At 70.9% G+C, this 15689-nt stretch carries 15 protein-coding genes and 2 tRNA genes; 8 read left to right on the forward strand and 9 right to left on the reverse strand.

Annotation, left to right across the window (positions count from 1 at the left end; all coding sequences use genetic code 11):
- Positions 1-50: 50 nt before the first annotated feature.
- From D6689_17930 to D6689_17945, 4 genes are read right to left on the reverse strand one after another with little or no spacing between them, the layout of a single operon-like run.
- A complete protein-coding gene (locus D6689_17930) occupies positions 51-542 on the reverse strand; it encodes a hypothetical protein (protein RMH38998.1) in 492 nt (163 codons plus the stop codon).
- A 7-nt stretch (positions 543-549) separates the two neighbouring features.
- Positions 550-2118 (reverse strand): molecular chaperone DnaK, encoded by a 1569-nt coding sequence (dnaK, locus tag D6689_17935; GenBank protein RMH38999.1) that lies wholly within the window; start codon positions 2116-2118, stop codon positions 550-552.
- Between the two features lie 23 nt (positions 2119-2141).
- Positions 2142-3371, reverse strand: a complete 1230-nt coding sequence (locus D6689_17940; GenBank protein RMH39000.1) for an acyl-CoA dehydrogenase — start codon at positions 3369-3371, stop codon at positions 2142-2144.
- A gap of 20 nt (positions 3372-3391) precedes the next feature.
- Complete coding sequence (locus D6689_17945; GenBank protein RMH39001.1) at positions 3392-4486, reverse strand: acyl-CoA dehydrogenase; 1095 nt, start codon at positions 4484-4486, stop codon at positions 3392-3394.
- Positions 4487-4545: 59 nt separating this feature from the next.
- Between D6689_17945 and D6689_17950 the strand changes: the two genes are divergently transcribed.
- From D6689_17950 to D6689_17965, 4 genes are all read left to right on the forward strand, one after another.
- Entirely contained in the window at positions 4546-6210 is a 1665-nt protein-coding gene (locus D6689_17950) for a GMC family oxidoreductase (protein ID RMH39002.1), read from the forward strand.
- A 34-nt stretch (positions 6211-6244) separates the two neighbouring features.
- A tRNA-Met gene (locus D6689_17955) sits at positions 6245-6317 on the forward strand.
- A 129-nt stretch (positions 6318-6446) separates the two neighbouring features.
- Positions 6447-6520, forward strand: a tRNA-Gln gene (locus D6689_17960).
- Between the two features lie 11 nt (positions 6521-6531).
- On the forward strand, positions 6532-6897 hold the full coding sequence (locus D6689_17965; protein ID RMH39003.1) for a hypothetical protein: 366 nt from the start codon (positions 6532-6534) through the stop codon (positions 6895-6897).
- Between the two features lie 265 nt (positions 6898-7162).
- Here the strand turns inward: D6689_17965 and D6689_17970 are convergent, their stop codons facing one another.
- Genes D6689_17970 through tolQ form a run of 5 tightly spaced genes read right to left on the reverse strand, consistent with a single transcriptional unit; the run spans position 7163 to position 11305 of the window.
- Positions 7163-8080: a Ppx/GppA family phosphatase gene (locus D6689_17970; GenBank protein ID RMH39004.1), complete on the reverse strand. Its 918-nt coding sequence runs from the start codon at positions 8078-8080 to the stop codon at positions 7163-7165.
- A complete protein-coding gene (gene tolB, locus D6689_17975; GenBank protein RMH39005.1) occupies positions 8077-9396 on the reverse strand; it encodes a Tol-Pal system beta propeller repeat protein TolB in 1320 nt (439 codons plus the stop codon). The genes D6689_17970 and tolB overlap by 4 nt, the downstream gene beginning before the upstream one ends.
- A complete protein-coding gene (locus D6689_17980; protein ID RMH39006.1) occupies positions 9369-10097 on the reverse strand; it encodes a hypothetical protein in 729 nt (242 codons plus the stop codon). The genes tolB and D6689_17980 overlap by 28 nt, the downstream gene beginning before the upstream one ends.
- Complete coding sequence (locus D6689_17985; GenBank protein ID RMH39007.1) at positions 10094-10588, reverse strand: biopolymer transporter ExbD; 495 nt, start codon at positions 10586-10588, stop codon at positions 10094-10096. Before D6689_17985 ends, D6689_17980 begins: the two co-directional genes overlap by 4 nt.
- A gap of 15 nt (positions 10589-10603) precedes the next feature.
- Complete coding sequence (gene tolQ, locus D6689_17990; GenBank protein RMH39008.1) at positions 10604-11305, reverse strand: protein TolQ; 702 nt, start codon at positions 11303-11305, stop codon at positions 10604-10606.
- Positions 11306-11452: 147 nt separating this feature from the next.
- On the opposite strand from tolQ, the gene D6689_17995 reads away from it, so the two are divergent.
- From D6689_17995 to D6689_18010, 4 genes are all read left to right on the forward strand, one after another.
- Positions 11453-12001, forward strand: coding sequence for a hypothetical protein (locus D6689_17995; GenBank protein RMH39009.1), 549 nt, complete (start codon positions 11453-11455; stop codon positions 11999-12001).
- A 44-nt stretch (positions 12002-12045) separates the two neighbouring features.
- Positions 12046-12837 (forward strand): hypothetical protein, encoded by a 792-nt coding sequence (locus tag D6689_18000; GenBank protein ID RMH39010.1) that lies wholly within the window; start codon positions 12046-12048, stop codon positions 12835-12837.
- Between the two features lie 266 nt (positions 12838-13103).
- Positions 13104-13817 carry a rhomboid family intramembrane serine protease gene (locus D6689_18005; protein RMH39011.1) on the forward strand — a complete coding sequence of 238 codons (714 nt, stop codon included), beginning with the start codon at positions 13104-13106 and terminating at the stop codon, positions 13815-13817.
- 63 nt (positions 13818-13880) lie between these two features.
- Positions 13881-15368, forward strand: coding sequence for an FHA domain-containing protein (locus tag D6689_18010; GenBank protein RMH39012.1), 1488 nt, complete (start codon positions 13881-13883; stop codon positions 15366-15368).
- The last annotated feature ends 321 nt before the right edge of the window (positions 15369-15689 follow it).

The raw sequence follows: 15689 nt of genomic DNA on the forward strand, positions 1-15689 counted from the left end.
CGCGCACGTTTTCGCGGCCGGGCGCGGGGGGCGAGCGCGGCCGCCGCCGTTCACCCGCGGCGCTCGAGGTCGGCCAGCGCGGCGCGCAACAGCGCGCTGCCGGGGCTCGCGCGCAGCGCCATCTTCATGTGCAGGATGGCGGACGCCCGGTCGCCGGTGCGCAGCGCGGCCTGGGCGCGCCGGTAGTGGGCCTGCGCCTTCGGGCTCAGCAGCCAAACGGCCTCGGCCTCGCCGGCGCCGGCGGCGTCGGCGCGCGACGCCAGCTCGCGCGTGTAGCGGTCGCGCTCGCGCGGATCGCGCAGCACGCGGTAGGCCTCGGCGATCCGTCCGTAGACGATGTTGAGCCGCTCGTACTGGGCTGCGGTCAGTTCGGCGCGGTGCCGGTCCGGGTGCATGCGCGCCGCCACCGCGTGGTATGCGGCCTGGATCTCGTCGCCGGTCGCGTCGGGAGACACGTCCAGCAGTTCGAAGAAACTCAGCTCGCGCAGCACCGGCTCGACGCGGTCGAGGTACGCGAGCAATTCGCGGGTCTCGGGCTTCATGCGCGCGTTACGCCGGCGCGGGCGCGTCGGGCGCGGGCGTCGCCGACTCCCCGGACGGGGCGCCGATGACGTTGAGATGGATCTCCTGCGCGGCGCCCGTGCGCTCGTCGCGCGCCCGGACGTGCAGGATGCCGTCGGCGTCCACCCGGAACGTCACTTCGATGCGGGTTTCCCCGCGCGGCGCGCTCGGCAGGTTGTCGAGCGTGATCGTGCCGAGCGGTTCGTTGTCCGCGAATCGGCGGCTTTCCCCGCGGCACACGTCGATCACGACCCTCGTCTGGTAGTCGCGGGCGGTCGTGAACATTTTGGTGCGTTCGATCGGGATCGGTGCGTTCTTTTCGAGCAAACGCTCGACGTAGCCGCCGGCCGTGCCGACCGCAAGCGTGGCCGGCGTCACGTCGAGCAGCAGGGCGCGGTTCTCGGTGGCGGCGGTGTTGCCGGTGAGGATCGCGGCTTGCACCGCTGCGCCGTGCGCGACGACTTCGTCGGGGTCGATGTCGATCGCGGGCTCGCGCTGGAAGATGTCGGCTACGCGCGCGCGCACCGCCGGAATGCGGGTGCTGCCGCCGACACACAGTACGTCGCTGATCTGCGCCGGTTCCAGCCCACTGGATGTGAGCACCTGCTGGCACACTTCGGCGGTGCGGTCGATGTAGCCGCTGACGAGGTTTTCGAACTGTTGGCGCGTGATCCGGAACGGCAGCGAGTAGGGGGTGCTGTCGTCGCCGACGATCAGACCCCCGATCGTCCCCTCGGCAACTTCGTTGGACGACAAGTGGCACTTGATCTGTTCGGCCGCCATCATCAGTCGCGTCATGGCGCCGCGGTGGCCGCGCGGGTCCGCACCGGCGCGCGTGGTGAGCTCCGCCGCCAACAGCTCCGCGAGGGCGCGATCGATGTCGTCGCCGCCGAGAAAGAAGTCGCCGCCGGTCGCGATCACCTCGAAGATGTCTCCGCGGATCTTGAGGATGCTCACGTCGAACGTGCCGCCGCCGAAGTCGAACACCGCCACGTGTTCGTCCAGCCGCTGCGCGTAGCCATACGCGAGCGCCGCCGCGGTGGGCTCGTTGACCAGTCGCAGCACGTCGAGGCCGGCGATCACGCCCGCCTCGCGGGTCGCTCGCCGCTGGGCGTCCGAGAAGTTCGCCGGCACGGTGATGACCGCGCGGTCGACCTCGTCGCCGTGCTGGGCCTCGGTGAGCTTGCGCAGGTGGCCGAGCACGAGCGCCGACACTTCGGGCACGGTCATCCGGCGGCCGCGCGCCATGATGATCGGCTGCTGGTTCGGCCCTTCCTCGACCGCGTAGGGCAGCGACGCGAGCGCCAGGCCCACCAGCGGCGCCTTCATGTTCTGGCCGATCAGCCGCTTGGCCGAGTAGATCGTGTGTTGCGGATCGACCGCCCGGCGCGCCCGGGCCTCGTGCCCGACCAGCACGCCGCCCTCCGCCGGGAATGACACGACGGACGGGTGGACGCGCTCGCCGTTCGGCCCCTGCGTGACGACTACGCCGCGGGGCGTGGCCAGCGCGGCGACGGAGTTCGTCGTGCCCAGGTCGATCCCGATCGCGAGACTCATTGTCTGCGACGACTATACAACGATCACGTGGCGTTGATGCCCAGCAGGTCCTTGGCGATGATGCGGCGCTGGATCTGTCCCGTCCCCTCGAAGATGTCGTAGATCTTCGCGTCCCGGTACCATTTCTCCACCGGGTGGCCGGGCTCGAGTGCCTCGTCCCCCAGCAGCGCCATCGCCCGGGTCGTCACCCACTGCGCAGTTCGCGCCGCGTGCGCCTTCGCGATCGACGCGAACCGGACGTTGTCCTGGCGATGGTCGGCCATCCACGCGGCCTTGTGTACGAGCGCGCGCGACGCCTGGATCTCGATGTCCATGTCGGCCAGCGCGAACGCGATGTGCTGGTGGCCCGCCGGCGGCTTGCCGTACAGCGGCTCGCCGGATTCGACGCGGTCGCGCAGCCACTCGAACGCGGCGCGCGCGATGCCCACCGCCTGCGCGGCGACCACGGGTCGGGTCGAGTCGAGCATCTTCTTGGTGTCGGCCAATCCGCCCGCGGCGTCGGGCTTCGCGACGCCGAGCATCATGTCTCTGTGGACGCGGCAGTCCTCGAAGTGGACCTGCGCCGTCTCCGACGCGCGGATGCCGAGCTTGCGCTCTTTTCTGCCCGGCACCAATCCCGGCGTGCCGCGCGGCACGATGAAGCCGCGCACGCCAGCGCGGCCCAGCTCGGGCTGCGTCTGGGCCCACACGACGTAGACCGATGCCGACTGGCCGTTGGTGATCCACTGCTTGCTGCCGTTGATCACGTACTCGTTGCCGTCGAGCCGCGCGCTGGTGGACAGCGACGAGATGTCGCTGCCGGTCGACGGCTCCGACAGCGCCATCGCGGCAACCTTGACGCGGCCGTGCTCGTCGAGGCCGGTGAGCGCGTCGCGGAACACCTGGATCTGTTCGGCCGTGCCCATGCGCGCGACCGGAGCGGCGGCGAGGCCGGAGCCGCCCAGCGCGAGGCAGATGCCGGCGCAGCCCCAGGCGAGCTCCTCGGCAGCGACACACGACATGCGCGCGGACTTCCGCGGCTTGCCGCTGGCCGCGTCGTCACCGGCGATGCCCGCGGCCGGCAGCCCGCCCTTTTGCGCGTCGATCAGGGCGGTCTGCGTCATTCCGAGGTTCTGCGCCTTCTTCATCAGGTCCCACGGCATCGTCTCGTCGCGGTCGTGGATCGGCGCGATCGGACGAATCTCGGACCGGGCGAATGCGCCGAGGATCTGGCGCACGCCCTGCAGCATCGGATCGTCGAAAAAGATGTCCATACAATCCCTCGCGCCGGGCGTCACCCGGCCGCCGGCCCGCGCGCGACCACGCGCTCGAACGCCTCCTCGCCCGCCAGCACCTCGAACGCGCGCGCGTCGCGCATCAGCTTCTCCACAGGGTAGTCGTTGACGAATCCGTAGCCGCCGAAGATCTGCACCGCGTCGATCGTCGCGCGCGATACCGCGCCGGCGGCGAAGTCGCGCGCGCGGGACACCGCGTCCGCCGCGCCGGCGGCGCCCGCGTCGACCTGCCACGCGGCGTGCAGCACCAGCAGGCGCGCGGCGGCGACCCGCGTGTCGTTTTCGTCCTGCAGGCGCGCGATCGACTCGAACGTGCCGATCGGTTGGCCGAACTGGACGCGCTCGGCCGCGTAGGCGGCCGCGTGAGCCATCGCCGCTGCCGCGACGCCGACCGCGCGCGCCGCCAGGTTCAGGCAGTACCAGGTGCGGATTTCGGCGGCCGCCGCGCGCGCCGCGTCGCCGCGCGCGAGCAGCCGGTCGGCCGGCACCGGCGTGCGGTCGCACGCCAGCGTGCCCCACCGCGCCGCGCGCCAGCCCGACGGCACGATCGGGGCGATTTCGGCGTCGGCCGCGGGGACGAGCGCGACCGCGCCGTCCGCGCACACGAGCGCGTGTGCCGCCGCCGCCAGCGCCGGCACCGGACCGGTCGTGCCGGTGATGCGCACGCCGTCGCCGTCCGGCTCGACCGCGAGGCGGCCGCGCCGATCGAACACCGTCGCCGCGACTTCGCCCGCCGCCAGCGACCCCCACAGCTGGTCGCGCGCCGCGTCCGACCCCCAGCGGGCGACCGCGAGCGCCGGCTCGACGTTCGTCTCGAGCAACGCGGCCAGCGCGGCGCAGCCGCGGCCGAGTTCGATCGCGCGCAGCGCGCGGGACAGGTGGGAGTACGCGGCCGCGTCGCCGTCGAGCGTACCGCCGGCCGCCTCGGGCACCGCGTCGGTGCCGAGGCCCAGCTCCGCGGCCGCCGGGCCCAGCGCGTCCGGCGGCGCGCCGGCGCGATCGGCGTCGGACGCCCAGGCCGCCATCTGCTTGTCGACGAAGCGCCGAAGCGTGGCCACCAGGAGTTCCTGCTCGTCGTCGAGGCGGAAGTCCATCGGCCCATGGTAAACGGGAACGCGCGCCCGCGGAACCGCGCTGGGATACACTGATCGCGATGCGAGCCGAGCGCGATGGCGCGGGTGCCGCGGCCGAGCGCGTCCCCGACTACGACTATCTCGTCATCGGGTCGGGCTTCGGCGGCAGCGTGGCGGCGCTGCGTCTCGCCGAGAAGGGCTACTCGGTGGCAGTCGTCGAGATGGGCAAGCGCTGGCGCACCGAGGACTTTCCCAAGTCCAACTGGGACGCCCGCAAGTACCTGTGGATGCCGCGGCTGTTTTTGTACGGCATCCAGCAGCTGTCCCTGTTTCGCGACGTGTTCGTGCTGCACGGCGCCGGCGTCGGCGGCGGCAGCCTGGTGTACGCGAACACGCTGCTCGTGCCGCCGGACGAGGCGTTCGCGGATCCGCGGTGGGGCGAGCGTGACTGGAAGTCCGAACTCGCGCCGCACTACGCCACCGCGCGCCGCATGCTGGGCGCCGTGCGCAACACGCACCTGTCGCCGCCCGACGAGATGCTGCGCGAGGTCGCCGCCGACCTGGGGCGCGCGCACACCTTCCACACCAACGAGGTGGGCGTGTACTTCGGCGAGCCCGGCGTCACCGTGCCGGACCCGTATTTCGGCGGCCGCGGCCCGGCGCGCACCGGCTGCACGCTGTGCGGCGGGTGCATGGTCGGCTGCCGAGTCGGCGCGAAGAACACGCTGGACAAAAACTACCTGCACCTGGCCGAGCAACTCGGCGTCGCGATTCTGCCCGAGACCCGCGCGCTCGAAGTGCGCGCGCGCGGGCCGGGCGGCGACGGCGGCTACGACGTGCGCGTCGAGCGGTCGACCGCCGTGCTGCGCAAGCGCCGGCGGTGGCTGCGCGCGCGCGGCGTCGTGTTCGCGGCGGGCGTGCTCGGCACCGTACCGCTGCTGCTGCGGTCGCGCGAGCGCGGCGGCCTGCCCCGCGTGTCGCAGGCCCTCGGCCGTTACGTTCGCACCAATAGCGAGGCGATCCTCGCGGTGACCACGACGGACCGCGATGCCGACTACTCGCGCGGCATCGCGATCCAGTCGGGCGCGTTCGTCGACGACCGTACGCACGTCGAGATCGTCCGCTACGGCCGCGGCCAGAGCGCGCTCGGGCTGTTGTCGACGGTGCTCACCGACGGCGGGCCGCCGTGGCCGAGGCCGCTGCGGTTCCTCGCGCAGGTCGTGCGTCACCCGGTTCGGTTTCTGCGGTTGCTGGTGCCATATCGCTGGGCCGAGCGCACCGCGATCTTGCTCGTCATGCAGCCGGTCGACAACTGGCTGCGGCTGCGCCGCCGCCGGCGCCGGCTGTTTCCGCTGCTGCGAACGCTCGACACGGACCGCGGCGACGGGCCGCCGGTGCCGGCGTACCTGCCGATCGCAAACGACGTGGCGCGCCGCATGGCGGCCAAGATGCCGGGCGGCATTCCGCAAAGCGCCATCACGGAAGTCCTGTTCGACGTGCCGACCACCGCGCACATCCTCGGCGGCTGCCCGATCGGCGCCGGGCCGGACGACGGCGTGATCGACGACCGCTGCCGCGTCTTCGGTTACGAGCGGCTGTACGTCGTGGACGGATCGATGATCCCGAGCAACCTCGGCGTCAACCCGAGCCTCACGATCGCGGCGATGGCGGAGCGGGCGATGGCGTTCGTGCCGGAAAAGGCGGAAGACCCCGCGTTTTCGACTTGCGGTGGCGGCGCCACGTGAGTATCTTGCGCAGCCGCTTGTCATCGATGCTCCTGGCGGGGTAGCTCAGTCGGTAGAGCGGGGGTCTCATAAGCCCTGTGTCGACGGTTCAAATCCGTCCCTCGCCACTGCGACGCCGGCCGGCGCGCCGGCCGGTGTCGCGCCGTGCCCTCGCGCGCAGCCCGGCGCCACCGGGGATGGCGCGAGCCCCGCGCCGTCTGGTAGGGTCGGGCTACGGCATTCTGGGCCGTTCACATTCGGGGATCGTCTAATGGTAGGACAGCGGCCTTTGGAGCCGTTTATCGGGGTTCGAATCCCTGTCCCCGAACCAGCGGAATCGTCATGAAGATCGACAAGGAGCGCAAACTCTTCTTCGGCTACAAGATCGACAGCAAGCTGCGCGAGGCGCTCGCGAACGCGACGCCCGGCGACCGGCACTACTTCGAGGATCCGGACTCGGACTTCCTGCGCATCTGCTCCGCCGGCGACGAGCGCTGGATCGGCAAGGTGATGAAATGCGGCATCACCACCGCCGACGTCGAGGACGTGCAGCGCAACGTCGTGTCGATCTTGCGGCGGATCGCCCCCAACATTCGCCACTCGCCGACTCAGGTCAAGATCTTCGCCATCGCCGACGAGACGCCCGAGGCCGACCCTCTGCCGGCCGGCGATCGGCCCGACGACGACGGCGGCCCGTACATCGTGTAGCGTCCGGCCTCCGCGGCCGCCTCGCGCGGCCGGTCACGCGGCCGCGCCGGCCGGTCACGCACCGCGGGTCACGCGGCAGCGCCCGGGTCACGCGGCCGCGCCGGCCAGGAGGCTGTTGCGTATAGGCGCGCCAGCGAGGTTGCGAGATCCGAGGCGCGGTTCGGCGCACGCCCGTAGCGCACGAGGGCGCGTATCCACATACGGTACCGAAGGGCGCGAGGACGTACGCCGAAGATCGCCCGCAGATCGCGACCGCAGCCAGCGGCTATGCGCAACAGCCTCCTAGCTCCCAGGCCAGGCCCCAGCGGATTCCGCGGTCGTTGACGATCAGCTCGTCGGCACCCGCGCGCCGCAGCAACCGCGCGAAGATGGCGGCGCCGGCCGGGATCACGTCGGCGCGCTGCGGCTCCAGCCCCGGCAGCGTGCGCCGGACCGCGACGGTCACCTCGAGGTAGCGGGCGAGCTGGCGTTCGATGGTCGGCAGACCGAGCCGCTGGCCCTGCACCCGGTCGGGCTCGTAGGTGCGAAGGGCCAGCTCCACCGCCGCCAGCGTGGTCGCCGTGCCGGCCACGCCGACGATCGGCGCGCCGCGCGGCACATCGATCGGAGCGAACGCCGCGTCGATGTCGGCGATGAGCGCGCGCACTTCGTCCGGAGCCGGCGGGTCCGAGCGCAGGTGGCGCTCGGCGAGGCGGACCGAGCCGATCGGCACGCTGTGGCGCGCGCGCACGCCGCCGGCGTCGCCGGCGATGATCTCCGTCGATCCGCCGCCGACGTCGGCGACCACGAGCGGCCCGCCGGCCAGCCCCGGCAGCGCCCGGCACGCCGCGGCAAATGCCAGCTCGGCCTCGCGCTCGCCCGAGATCACCTCGATCGGCGCGCCGAGCCGGTCGGCCGCCGGCACGAGCAAGGCGCTGGCGTTGGCCGCTTCGCGCAGGGCTTGCGTCCCGATCGCCGCCACTCGGTCGGCGCCGTGCGCATCGATCTCGGCCCGACACGCGGCCAACGCGTCGAGCGCCCGCGCGACCGCGGCGTCGGCGAGGCGGCCGGTTGCGTCGAGCCCCTCGCCGAGTCGAACGAAGCGGCACGACTCGAACACGCGCGCGAGCTGGTCGCCGCGCCGTTCGGCGACGAGCAGCAGGATCGTGTTCGTGCCGACGTCGACCGCCGCGACCCGAGTCACGGCACCGGCCCCCAGGCCACGTCATCGACGCGGCCGCGGTACACCCGGCGCTGTTTGCCGGTGCCGTCCGCGTTCGCGATGTAGATGCCGCTGCCCTCCGCGCGCCGCGAGGCGAACGCGATCGCGCGGCCATTGGGCGAAAAACTCGGCGATTCGTTGCTGCCCTGTCCCTGGGTGATGCGCACCATCTGCCCGGTGTCGAGATCCAGCGTGACGATGTCGTAGTGGCCTTCGTCGCGCGTCGTGTACGCGAGGATGCGCTTGCCCTTGCGCGGCGACCAGGTCGGCTCGGTGTTGTAGTCGCCGTTGCGCGACACGCGCCGCTGGTTGCCTCCGGTCGCGCTCATGACGAATATCTGCGGGCCGCCCTCGCGGTTGGACACGAACGCGATCTCCGACCCGTCCGGCGACCACGCCGGCGACGTGTCGATGTACGCATTGCGCGTGAGCCGCCTGAGGATGCGGCCGGTGCGCGCGTCGACCACGTAGATCTCGGGATTGCCGTCCTTCGACAGCGTCAGCGCGATCTTGCTGCCGTCGGGCGAGTACGAGGCGCCCGTGTTCATGCCGGGGTAGCGCGTCAAGCGCCGCGGCCGCCCGCCGCCGACACCGACGGTGTACAGGTCCGGGTTCGCCCGCATGTACGAGGTGAACGCGATCGTGTTGCCGCCGGGAGACCACGCCGGCAGGATGTTGATCGACCGGTTCCGGGTGAGGTTGTATGGGTTGCGCCCGTCGAAGTCCATCACGCGGATCACCTTGCGCCCGCGCCGGCCCGGCACGACGAACGCGATCCTCGAGCCGAAGAACCCGTCCTCGCCCGTGTAATAGCGGACCACCTCGTTGGCGAATGCGTGCGCGTATCGGCGCAGCTCGTCGCGGCTGCCGCTGTAGCTGCGTTCGAGCACCGGCCGGTTGCCCTTTTCGACCTCGTAGAGCTTGAACGTGAGCCGCACCGTCGCTCCGTCTGCCACGACGCGGTTCTTGATCACGCCGAACGCGCCGACGTCCTCCCATTTCTTGGGCACGATGCCGAGCTTTTCCCGCGCGAGATCGGCGAGGAACGACTTCGGCGACAACACCTTGAACCAGCCCGCGACGGACAGGTCGAAGGACAGGACGCCGGCGACCTCGTCGGCGAGCTTCGGATCGGAGTCGACGCCCACCGGGATCGCCAGCGGGTACAGCGACCGCTGCGGCTGGGTGACGTCGATGATGACCGGGCCGCCATCGGCGACCGAGTCGCCGGCGACGCCCGCGATCGCCGCCGCGCACGCGAGCGCGGCCACTAGCCGTCGAGCAGGAATCGGAAGCATACGCCCTTTTTCGTAAGCAGGTCGGTCAGGTGCGGGGGCACCGGTTTGTCCATATCGGTCGCGTTGCGCAGCGCCTCGACCACGGACCGGTCGAGCGTGGCGTCGCCGGATCGCTCGCGCACCTCGCGCGCGACGATCTTTCCACTCGGGTCGAGTCGCACGCACCCGAGTACTGCGCCCGGATTGGTTGCGAGCGTCGGGATCTTCCACACCTTCTTGATGCGGCCGTGCAATTCGCCGACGTACGGGTCGCCGCGGGCCTCCTCGGCGGTGCCCCACTCGGAGCCCTCGGCCGAGCCCACCTCCGGCTCGCTGTCGCCCGCCACGTCCGCTTCGTCGTCGAACAGGTCCACGTTGCGATGCTTGGCGAGCACGGCGTCGACGTCGATGTCTTGTGGACGTACGCGGTCGTTGCGCTCGGGCGGTTTCGCCGGCGCGTCCGGGTTTGCGGTGAGCCGGGTCGCCTCCGGTGGCGCGACCTTCGGCGGCGCCTTCTTCTTCTGCGGCTGGCGGGTCTTCCGGCGCGTCGTTCGCTTGTACGCCAGCGACGCTTCGATCACGACCGCGTTGTCGTCGAGGCGGCGCAGCCGCGGGCCGTCGTCGCTGCGGTCGCGATCGAGCAGCGCGAGCGCGGTGCCCAGCAGCCCGTGCATCAACACGGTGAGCGCGATGCCGAGTACGGTGAAGCGGCGGTCGGTCACGGTGTGCTCGGGTTGGACGCGCCGCGCCCCGCGGCATTCGCCTCGGCGCGCTGGGCATCCCACTCGTCAAGCGGAGCTTTCGCGGCGTTCGGGTCGGCCACCATCTGAAGTTTGGCCGCTCCGGCCTCGCGCGCGATCGACATGGCGACCATCACGACGCCGTACGGCAGATCCTTGTCGGCCTCGACATACAGTTCGCCCTCGCGCTGCAGCTTGGCGTTGTTGGCGAGCTTGTCGTACAGTTCCGTCCACCGCACCGGCGTGTCACCCAGCCGCAGCACGCGGTGCTTGTCGATTGACAACACCAGCTTGCCGTCCGTGTCGGCGACCTTGGTGACGCCGCCCTGCGGCAGGTTGAGGTCGACCGCGGCGTTGAGCATCGGCGCGGTCACCATGAAGATGATGAGCAGCACCAGCATCACGTCGACCAGCGGCGTGACGTTGATCTCGCTGTTGAGATCGCCGTACTTGCCCCCGCCGGACATGCCCATCGCTCGCCGCCTCCGCTACTTGAGGAAGTGACGCCGGATGATGTTGAGGAAGTCCTGCTCGAACGTGTCCATGTTCGAGTCGAGGACGCGCACCCGGCGTGTGAAGTAGTTGTAGGACATCACCGCGGGGATTGCGGTGACCAGGCCGATGGCGGTCGCGATCAGCGCCTCGCCGATCGGCTGCGCAAGCGTGTCGATGCCGGCTTTGCCGCTCGCGGCGATCTCGCGAAACGACGTCATGATGCCCCACACCGTGCCGAACAGACCGATGAACGGCGCCGACGACCCGGTGGTCGCCAGGAACGGAATCATGCTGTCGAGCTTGGTCGCCTCGGTGGCGCGCGCCTTGTGCAGCGCCCGCTTGATGTTCTCCAGATCCGCTTCCCGCGCGCGGCTCTCGCCGGCGTCGTTGACCAGCTTGGCGAGTTCCGTGTAGCCGGCCAAGAACATGGCCGAGATCGGGCTACGCTGGAGGCTCTGCGCGTGTTTGTAGATCTGCTCGATGTCCCGCGACCGCCAAAACGAGTCCATGAACTGGGTGGACTCCGCCATCGCGCGCCGGATGTAGAAATACTTGTAGCCGATGATGTACCAGCACCCGATGGACATCGCGGCCAGGAGCGCCATGACCCCCTTGACGACCGGCTCGGCGTCGGCGATCAGGTGCCAGGTGCCGAGGTTCCCGGCGGCGGCGACAAGCGGTAGGAATTGTTGCATATTGACGAGTTTGGAGTGTACACGTCCCTCCGGAGGGGTCAAATCGCGGGTCCGTTGAATACGCGTGCGGGCGCGAGGGTCGAACTCGCGATCGCGACCGCGGCCACCGCGCTGGCCGTCGCGGGGCTCGCTATAATGACGGCTTGTGTGCAAATCGACGGCGGCGCCGTGGAGCTGAGCTGGTCGCTGCGGACGTTGGACGGCGACGCGGCGGACTGCGATCTGGTCGGCGCCGACGGCCGCGACCTGCCGGATATCGACGCGGTGCGCGTTTGCTGGGAACCGGTCGGGGACGCGGGCGAGCTGTCCGGCGTGTGTGATCCGGTCCGCAGCGACCGATTTCGGTGTGACTCGCTGCACGGCGTGACCGGCTTCGTCGTCGAGCCCGGCCCCACGGCGATCTGGATCGAGCCGGTGTGCGAGGGCACCGGCCGGCCGCCGCCCGCCGACCGCTACGCGGTCCCGGCTCCGATCGTGCGCACGGTCGCGTCGGGCGAGGTCGCGACGCTCAACGCCCTGCTGATCGCCGTGCGGCCCGACGCATGTGAGTCGCGGCAGTTGACGCGGATCACGGCGCGCGGCGCGGGGCAGATGGCACATTCGGAACAGGCCGCCGTCCCACGACACGAAAACCGCGCCGCGCGCGTGACCGCGGCCGGTGGAATGGTCGATACTCGGTCCCACCATTTGCAGTAAGCGGGGTCCCACGTAGGGGAGGACAATCCATGAGGAATCACATCTTGGTTTCGTTGCTCGTTGGCTGTGTCGGTCTGTCGAGCGGTTGCATCATCACCACGGATAGCGGCGACGAGGGGCGTTTTTCGCTCACGTGGACGCTCGAGTCCGGCGGAACTACCATCACCTGCGCCGACGCGGGGGCGACGGGCGTGTCTACCCTTGCGACGGAGGTCGGAACGACCGTCGGGGTCGAGGACATCTTCAGCTGCGAAGCCGGCGGCGGGCGCACGTCGCTTCTGCCCTACGCCGATTACACGGTCGTGGTGAGCGTCCTCGGCGATGACGGCACCGGGAACGAGGTCGCGCTCGGCACGTCGATGCCGCGCAACGTGACGCTGGACGCACCTACGGTCGATCTCGGCGACTTCACCTTCACGTTCGCGCCCGCGGTGGCCGACGTGCTGTTCACGGTGGACTACGGCGCGGCCGGCGGCAGCAACTGCGGCGGTGGCGTCGGCGGCGAGGGCGTCCAGGACCAGGGAACCAACTTGGTTCTGTTGGGCGGCGGAGCCTGCATTGCCGCGACCCTGACGGTCGAGGGCGTGGCCGAGGTCGACGACATCTGTACCGAGTTGGCGGCGTGCATCGAAAACGACAAGACCCAGGCGCTCATCGATCTGGAGCCCGATACCTACGATCTGGAGATTACCGGCCTGTTCGACACCGGGTCGACGTCGGTCGCCTGTTTCCGGTCGATCGACCGATTCGAAATCACCGACGGCGACGAGGATCTCGGCGTGCTGATCGTCCCGTTCGACGACACGGACGATCCCGCATTCTGCGCCACGATCTGAGGCCGTCGGACGGCGACCCGCTGCGCGAGCCCCTCGCGGTGCCGGCGGCGTCGGCTTCCTGTCGCCGGGAGCGTGCACGCCGCCGGTACCCCGCGCGGGCGGCCGCGACGCGGCGCCGATCGGAGCCCGCGGGCGGGCTCGGTCCGGCGGGCTGAGCCGGCGTCCCGCGTATACGGCGGCTGCCTTCGGGCGGCCGCGGTCGTTTCGGGCCGGCCGCGCCGGCCGAGGTCGACACGCAGGGTTCGCGGGGTACAGTGTCCGGACCCATGTCTCGCTGGAGCCGCCGCACCGCCGGATTCTTTCGCGACGCCCGCATCACGCCGGGCGCGATGTGGCTGCTGGTTGCCGAGGTCGGGCTGTCGCTCGTGTTCGCATTGCTCGGCCCGGCCGGCCGGCTGTGGTTTTCGCGCAACCTGATCGCGACCGACGCGACGGTCTGGTCGGAGTTCAAGCTGTGGACGCTGGTCACGAGCCCGTTCGTCGAGGTGCGGTTCATCGGCCTGCTGTTTCACGGCCTGATGCTGTGGACGTTCTTGCCGGCGCTGGAGAAGTGGTGGGGCACGCGCCGATTCGTCGGGTTCGCGCTCGGCACGTCGGCGGTGGCCGCCGCCGTCGGCACGCTCGCCGGCACGTGGCTGCCGGGCGAGCAGTTCGTCGCCGGCCTCGACGCGACGATCTTCGCCGGCGTGGTCGCCTACGGCGTCGTGTTCGCGCGCTCGCGCGTGTACTTCTTCGCGGTGCTGCCCATGACCGGGCGCCAGCTCGCCTACGGCATGGTCGGACTCGCCGCGCTGATGGTCGTCGTCGGCGGTCAATGGGCCACGGGCGCGGGCTGGGCTGCCGCGATGTTGCTCGCGCTCGGGCTCACGTCCAACGCGCTCAACCCGCGCATCGCCTGGTTGCGCTGGCGCGAGCGCCGTCTGCGGCGCCGCCTCAAGGTCCTCCGCGGCGGCGCCGACGACCACCGGTGGATGAACTGACCCGGCAAGCCGCGCGCTCGTGCGGGGTGGTGTGCCGGCGCGGCAGTGCGGTACGGTAGCGACATGTCGGACGTGGCGGGGTTTCTCGATCAGGCCGGACAAGCCGGGTTGACGACCGTGTTCGACGGCGAGCGCGCGACTGTGCGCCGGCTTCGCAAGGCCAAGCTCGTCGTCGTCGCGGGCCCGGACCAGGGGCTGGAGCTGGAGATGTCGAAGGCGCGCATCACGGGCGGGCGCAGCGTGATCGCGGACCTCGTGCTCCAAGACAAGGCCGTGTCGGGCTCGCACTTCGAGGTGATCGCCCGCGACGACGGGTATCGGCTGCGCGACCTCAACTCGCGCAACGGCACGTACGTCGGCGACCTGAAGATCCGCGAGGTGTACCTTCGGCCGGGAACGACGTTCCGCGCGGGCCACACGCAGATTCAGTTTCAGACCACGCAGGACGTCGTCGAGATCGAGCTGTCGCAAAAGGACCGGTTCGACCAGCTCATCGGCTCGTCGGCTGCAATGCGCGAGATCTTTGCGACGCTCGAGAAAGTCGCTCCGTCGGATCTCACGGTGATGATCACCGGCGAGACCGGTACCGGCAAGGAGATGGTCGCGCGCGCGATCCACAACGCGTCCAAGCGCGCGGACAAGCCGTTCGTCGTGCTCGACTGCGGGTCCATCCCGAAGGATCTAATCGAGTCGACCCTGTTTGGCCACGAGAAGGGGTCGTTCACCGGCGCGGTCGGCCAGCACCGCGGGTGCTTCGAGCAAGCCAACGGCGGCACGATCTTCCTCGACGAGATCGGCGAGCTGGACATCTCGTTGCAGCCGAAACTTCTTCGCGTGCTCGAGCAACGCGAGATCAAGCGCGTGGGCGGCGACCGCACCATCAAGGTCGACGTCCGAGTGATCGCGGCGACGAACCGCGACCTGCGGGCGGAGGTCAATGCGAACAACTTCCGCGAGGACCTGTACTTCCGCCTGTCGGTCGTGCACATCGAGCTGCCGCCGCTGCGCGAGCGGCGCGAGGACCTGCCGCAGCTGTGCCAGCATTTCCTGCGGGAGGTTGCCAGCCGGCGCGGGGTGAACCTGAGCTTCAGTCAGGACGCGATGGCGGCGCTGGTGAGCCACTCGTGGCCGGGGAACGTGCGCGAGCTGCGCAACGTCGTCGAGCGCGCGGCGGCGCTGTGCGACGGGCCGGTGATCAGCCGCGCCGACCTGGTGTTCGGTCGCGGGGGCCCGTCGGTGGTGGTGTCGCACGACCTGATGCGGGCCGGGACGCGCGCGGCGCAGGAGGCGGCCGCCAAGCTCGCCGGCGGGCCGCTGCCGCCGCCGGCCGACGGGCCTGCGTCGTTCGATCCGGCACTGTTCAAGCAGGACGTCGGGTTCAAGTCGGCCAAGCAAGCGGTGGTCGATGCATTCGAGCGCGCGTACCTCGCGGCGCTGCTCGAGCGGAACGCGGGCAACATCACGCGATCGGCGCAGGAAGCCGGGCTCACGCGGTACCACCTGCGAGAGCTGCTCAAGCGCCACGGCCTGTCGGGCAGCGGCGCCGGGTAGCGGCAGAACCGCGCCGTGCGCGCGGCGCACGGCGACAGCGACGCGCGCGCACGCGGGGGAGGTGCGCGCCACCGGGCCGACACCGCGCGCGCGGGCGCGGCGAGGCGCGCGCCACCGGGCCGACACCGCGCGCGCCCCGGGCGAGCCGGGGCGCCGCGGTGGGCCGAGAATGTAGGGGCGCGCTGAGGCTATTGGGCCTTGCTCTTTTTCGCGGGGGCCTTCTTCGACGCGGCCGGCTTCGCGGGGGCCGCTTTCTTCGCGGCGGGGGCCGCCGCCTTGGGGGCCGGCGGGCGGCGACCGGGCGAGCTACCGAAGCCCGGA

This window comes from Deltaproteobacteria bacterium (assembly GCA_003696105.1).
Lineage (GTDB): Bacteria > Myxococcota_A > Polyangia > Haliangiales > J016 > J016.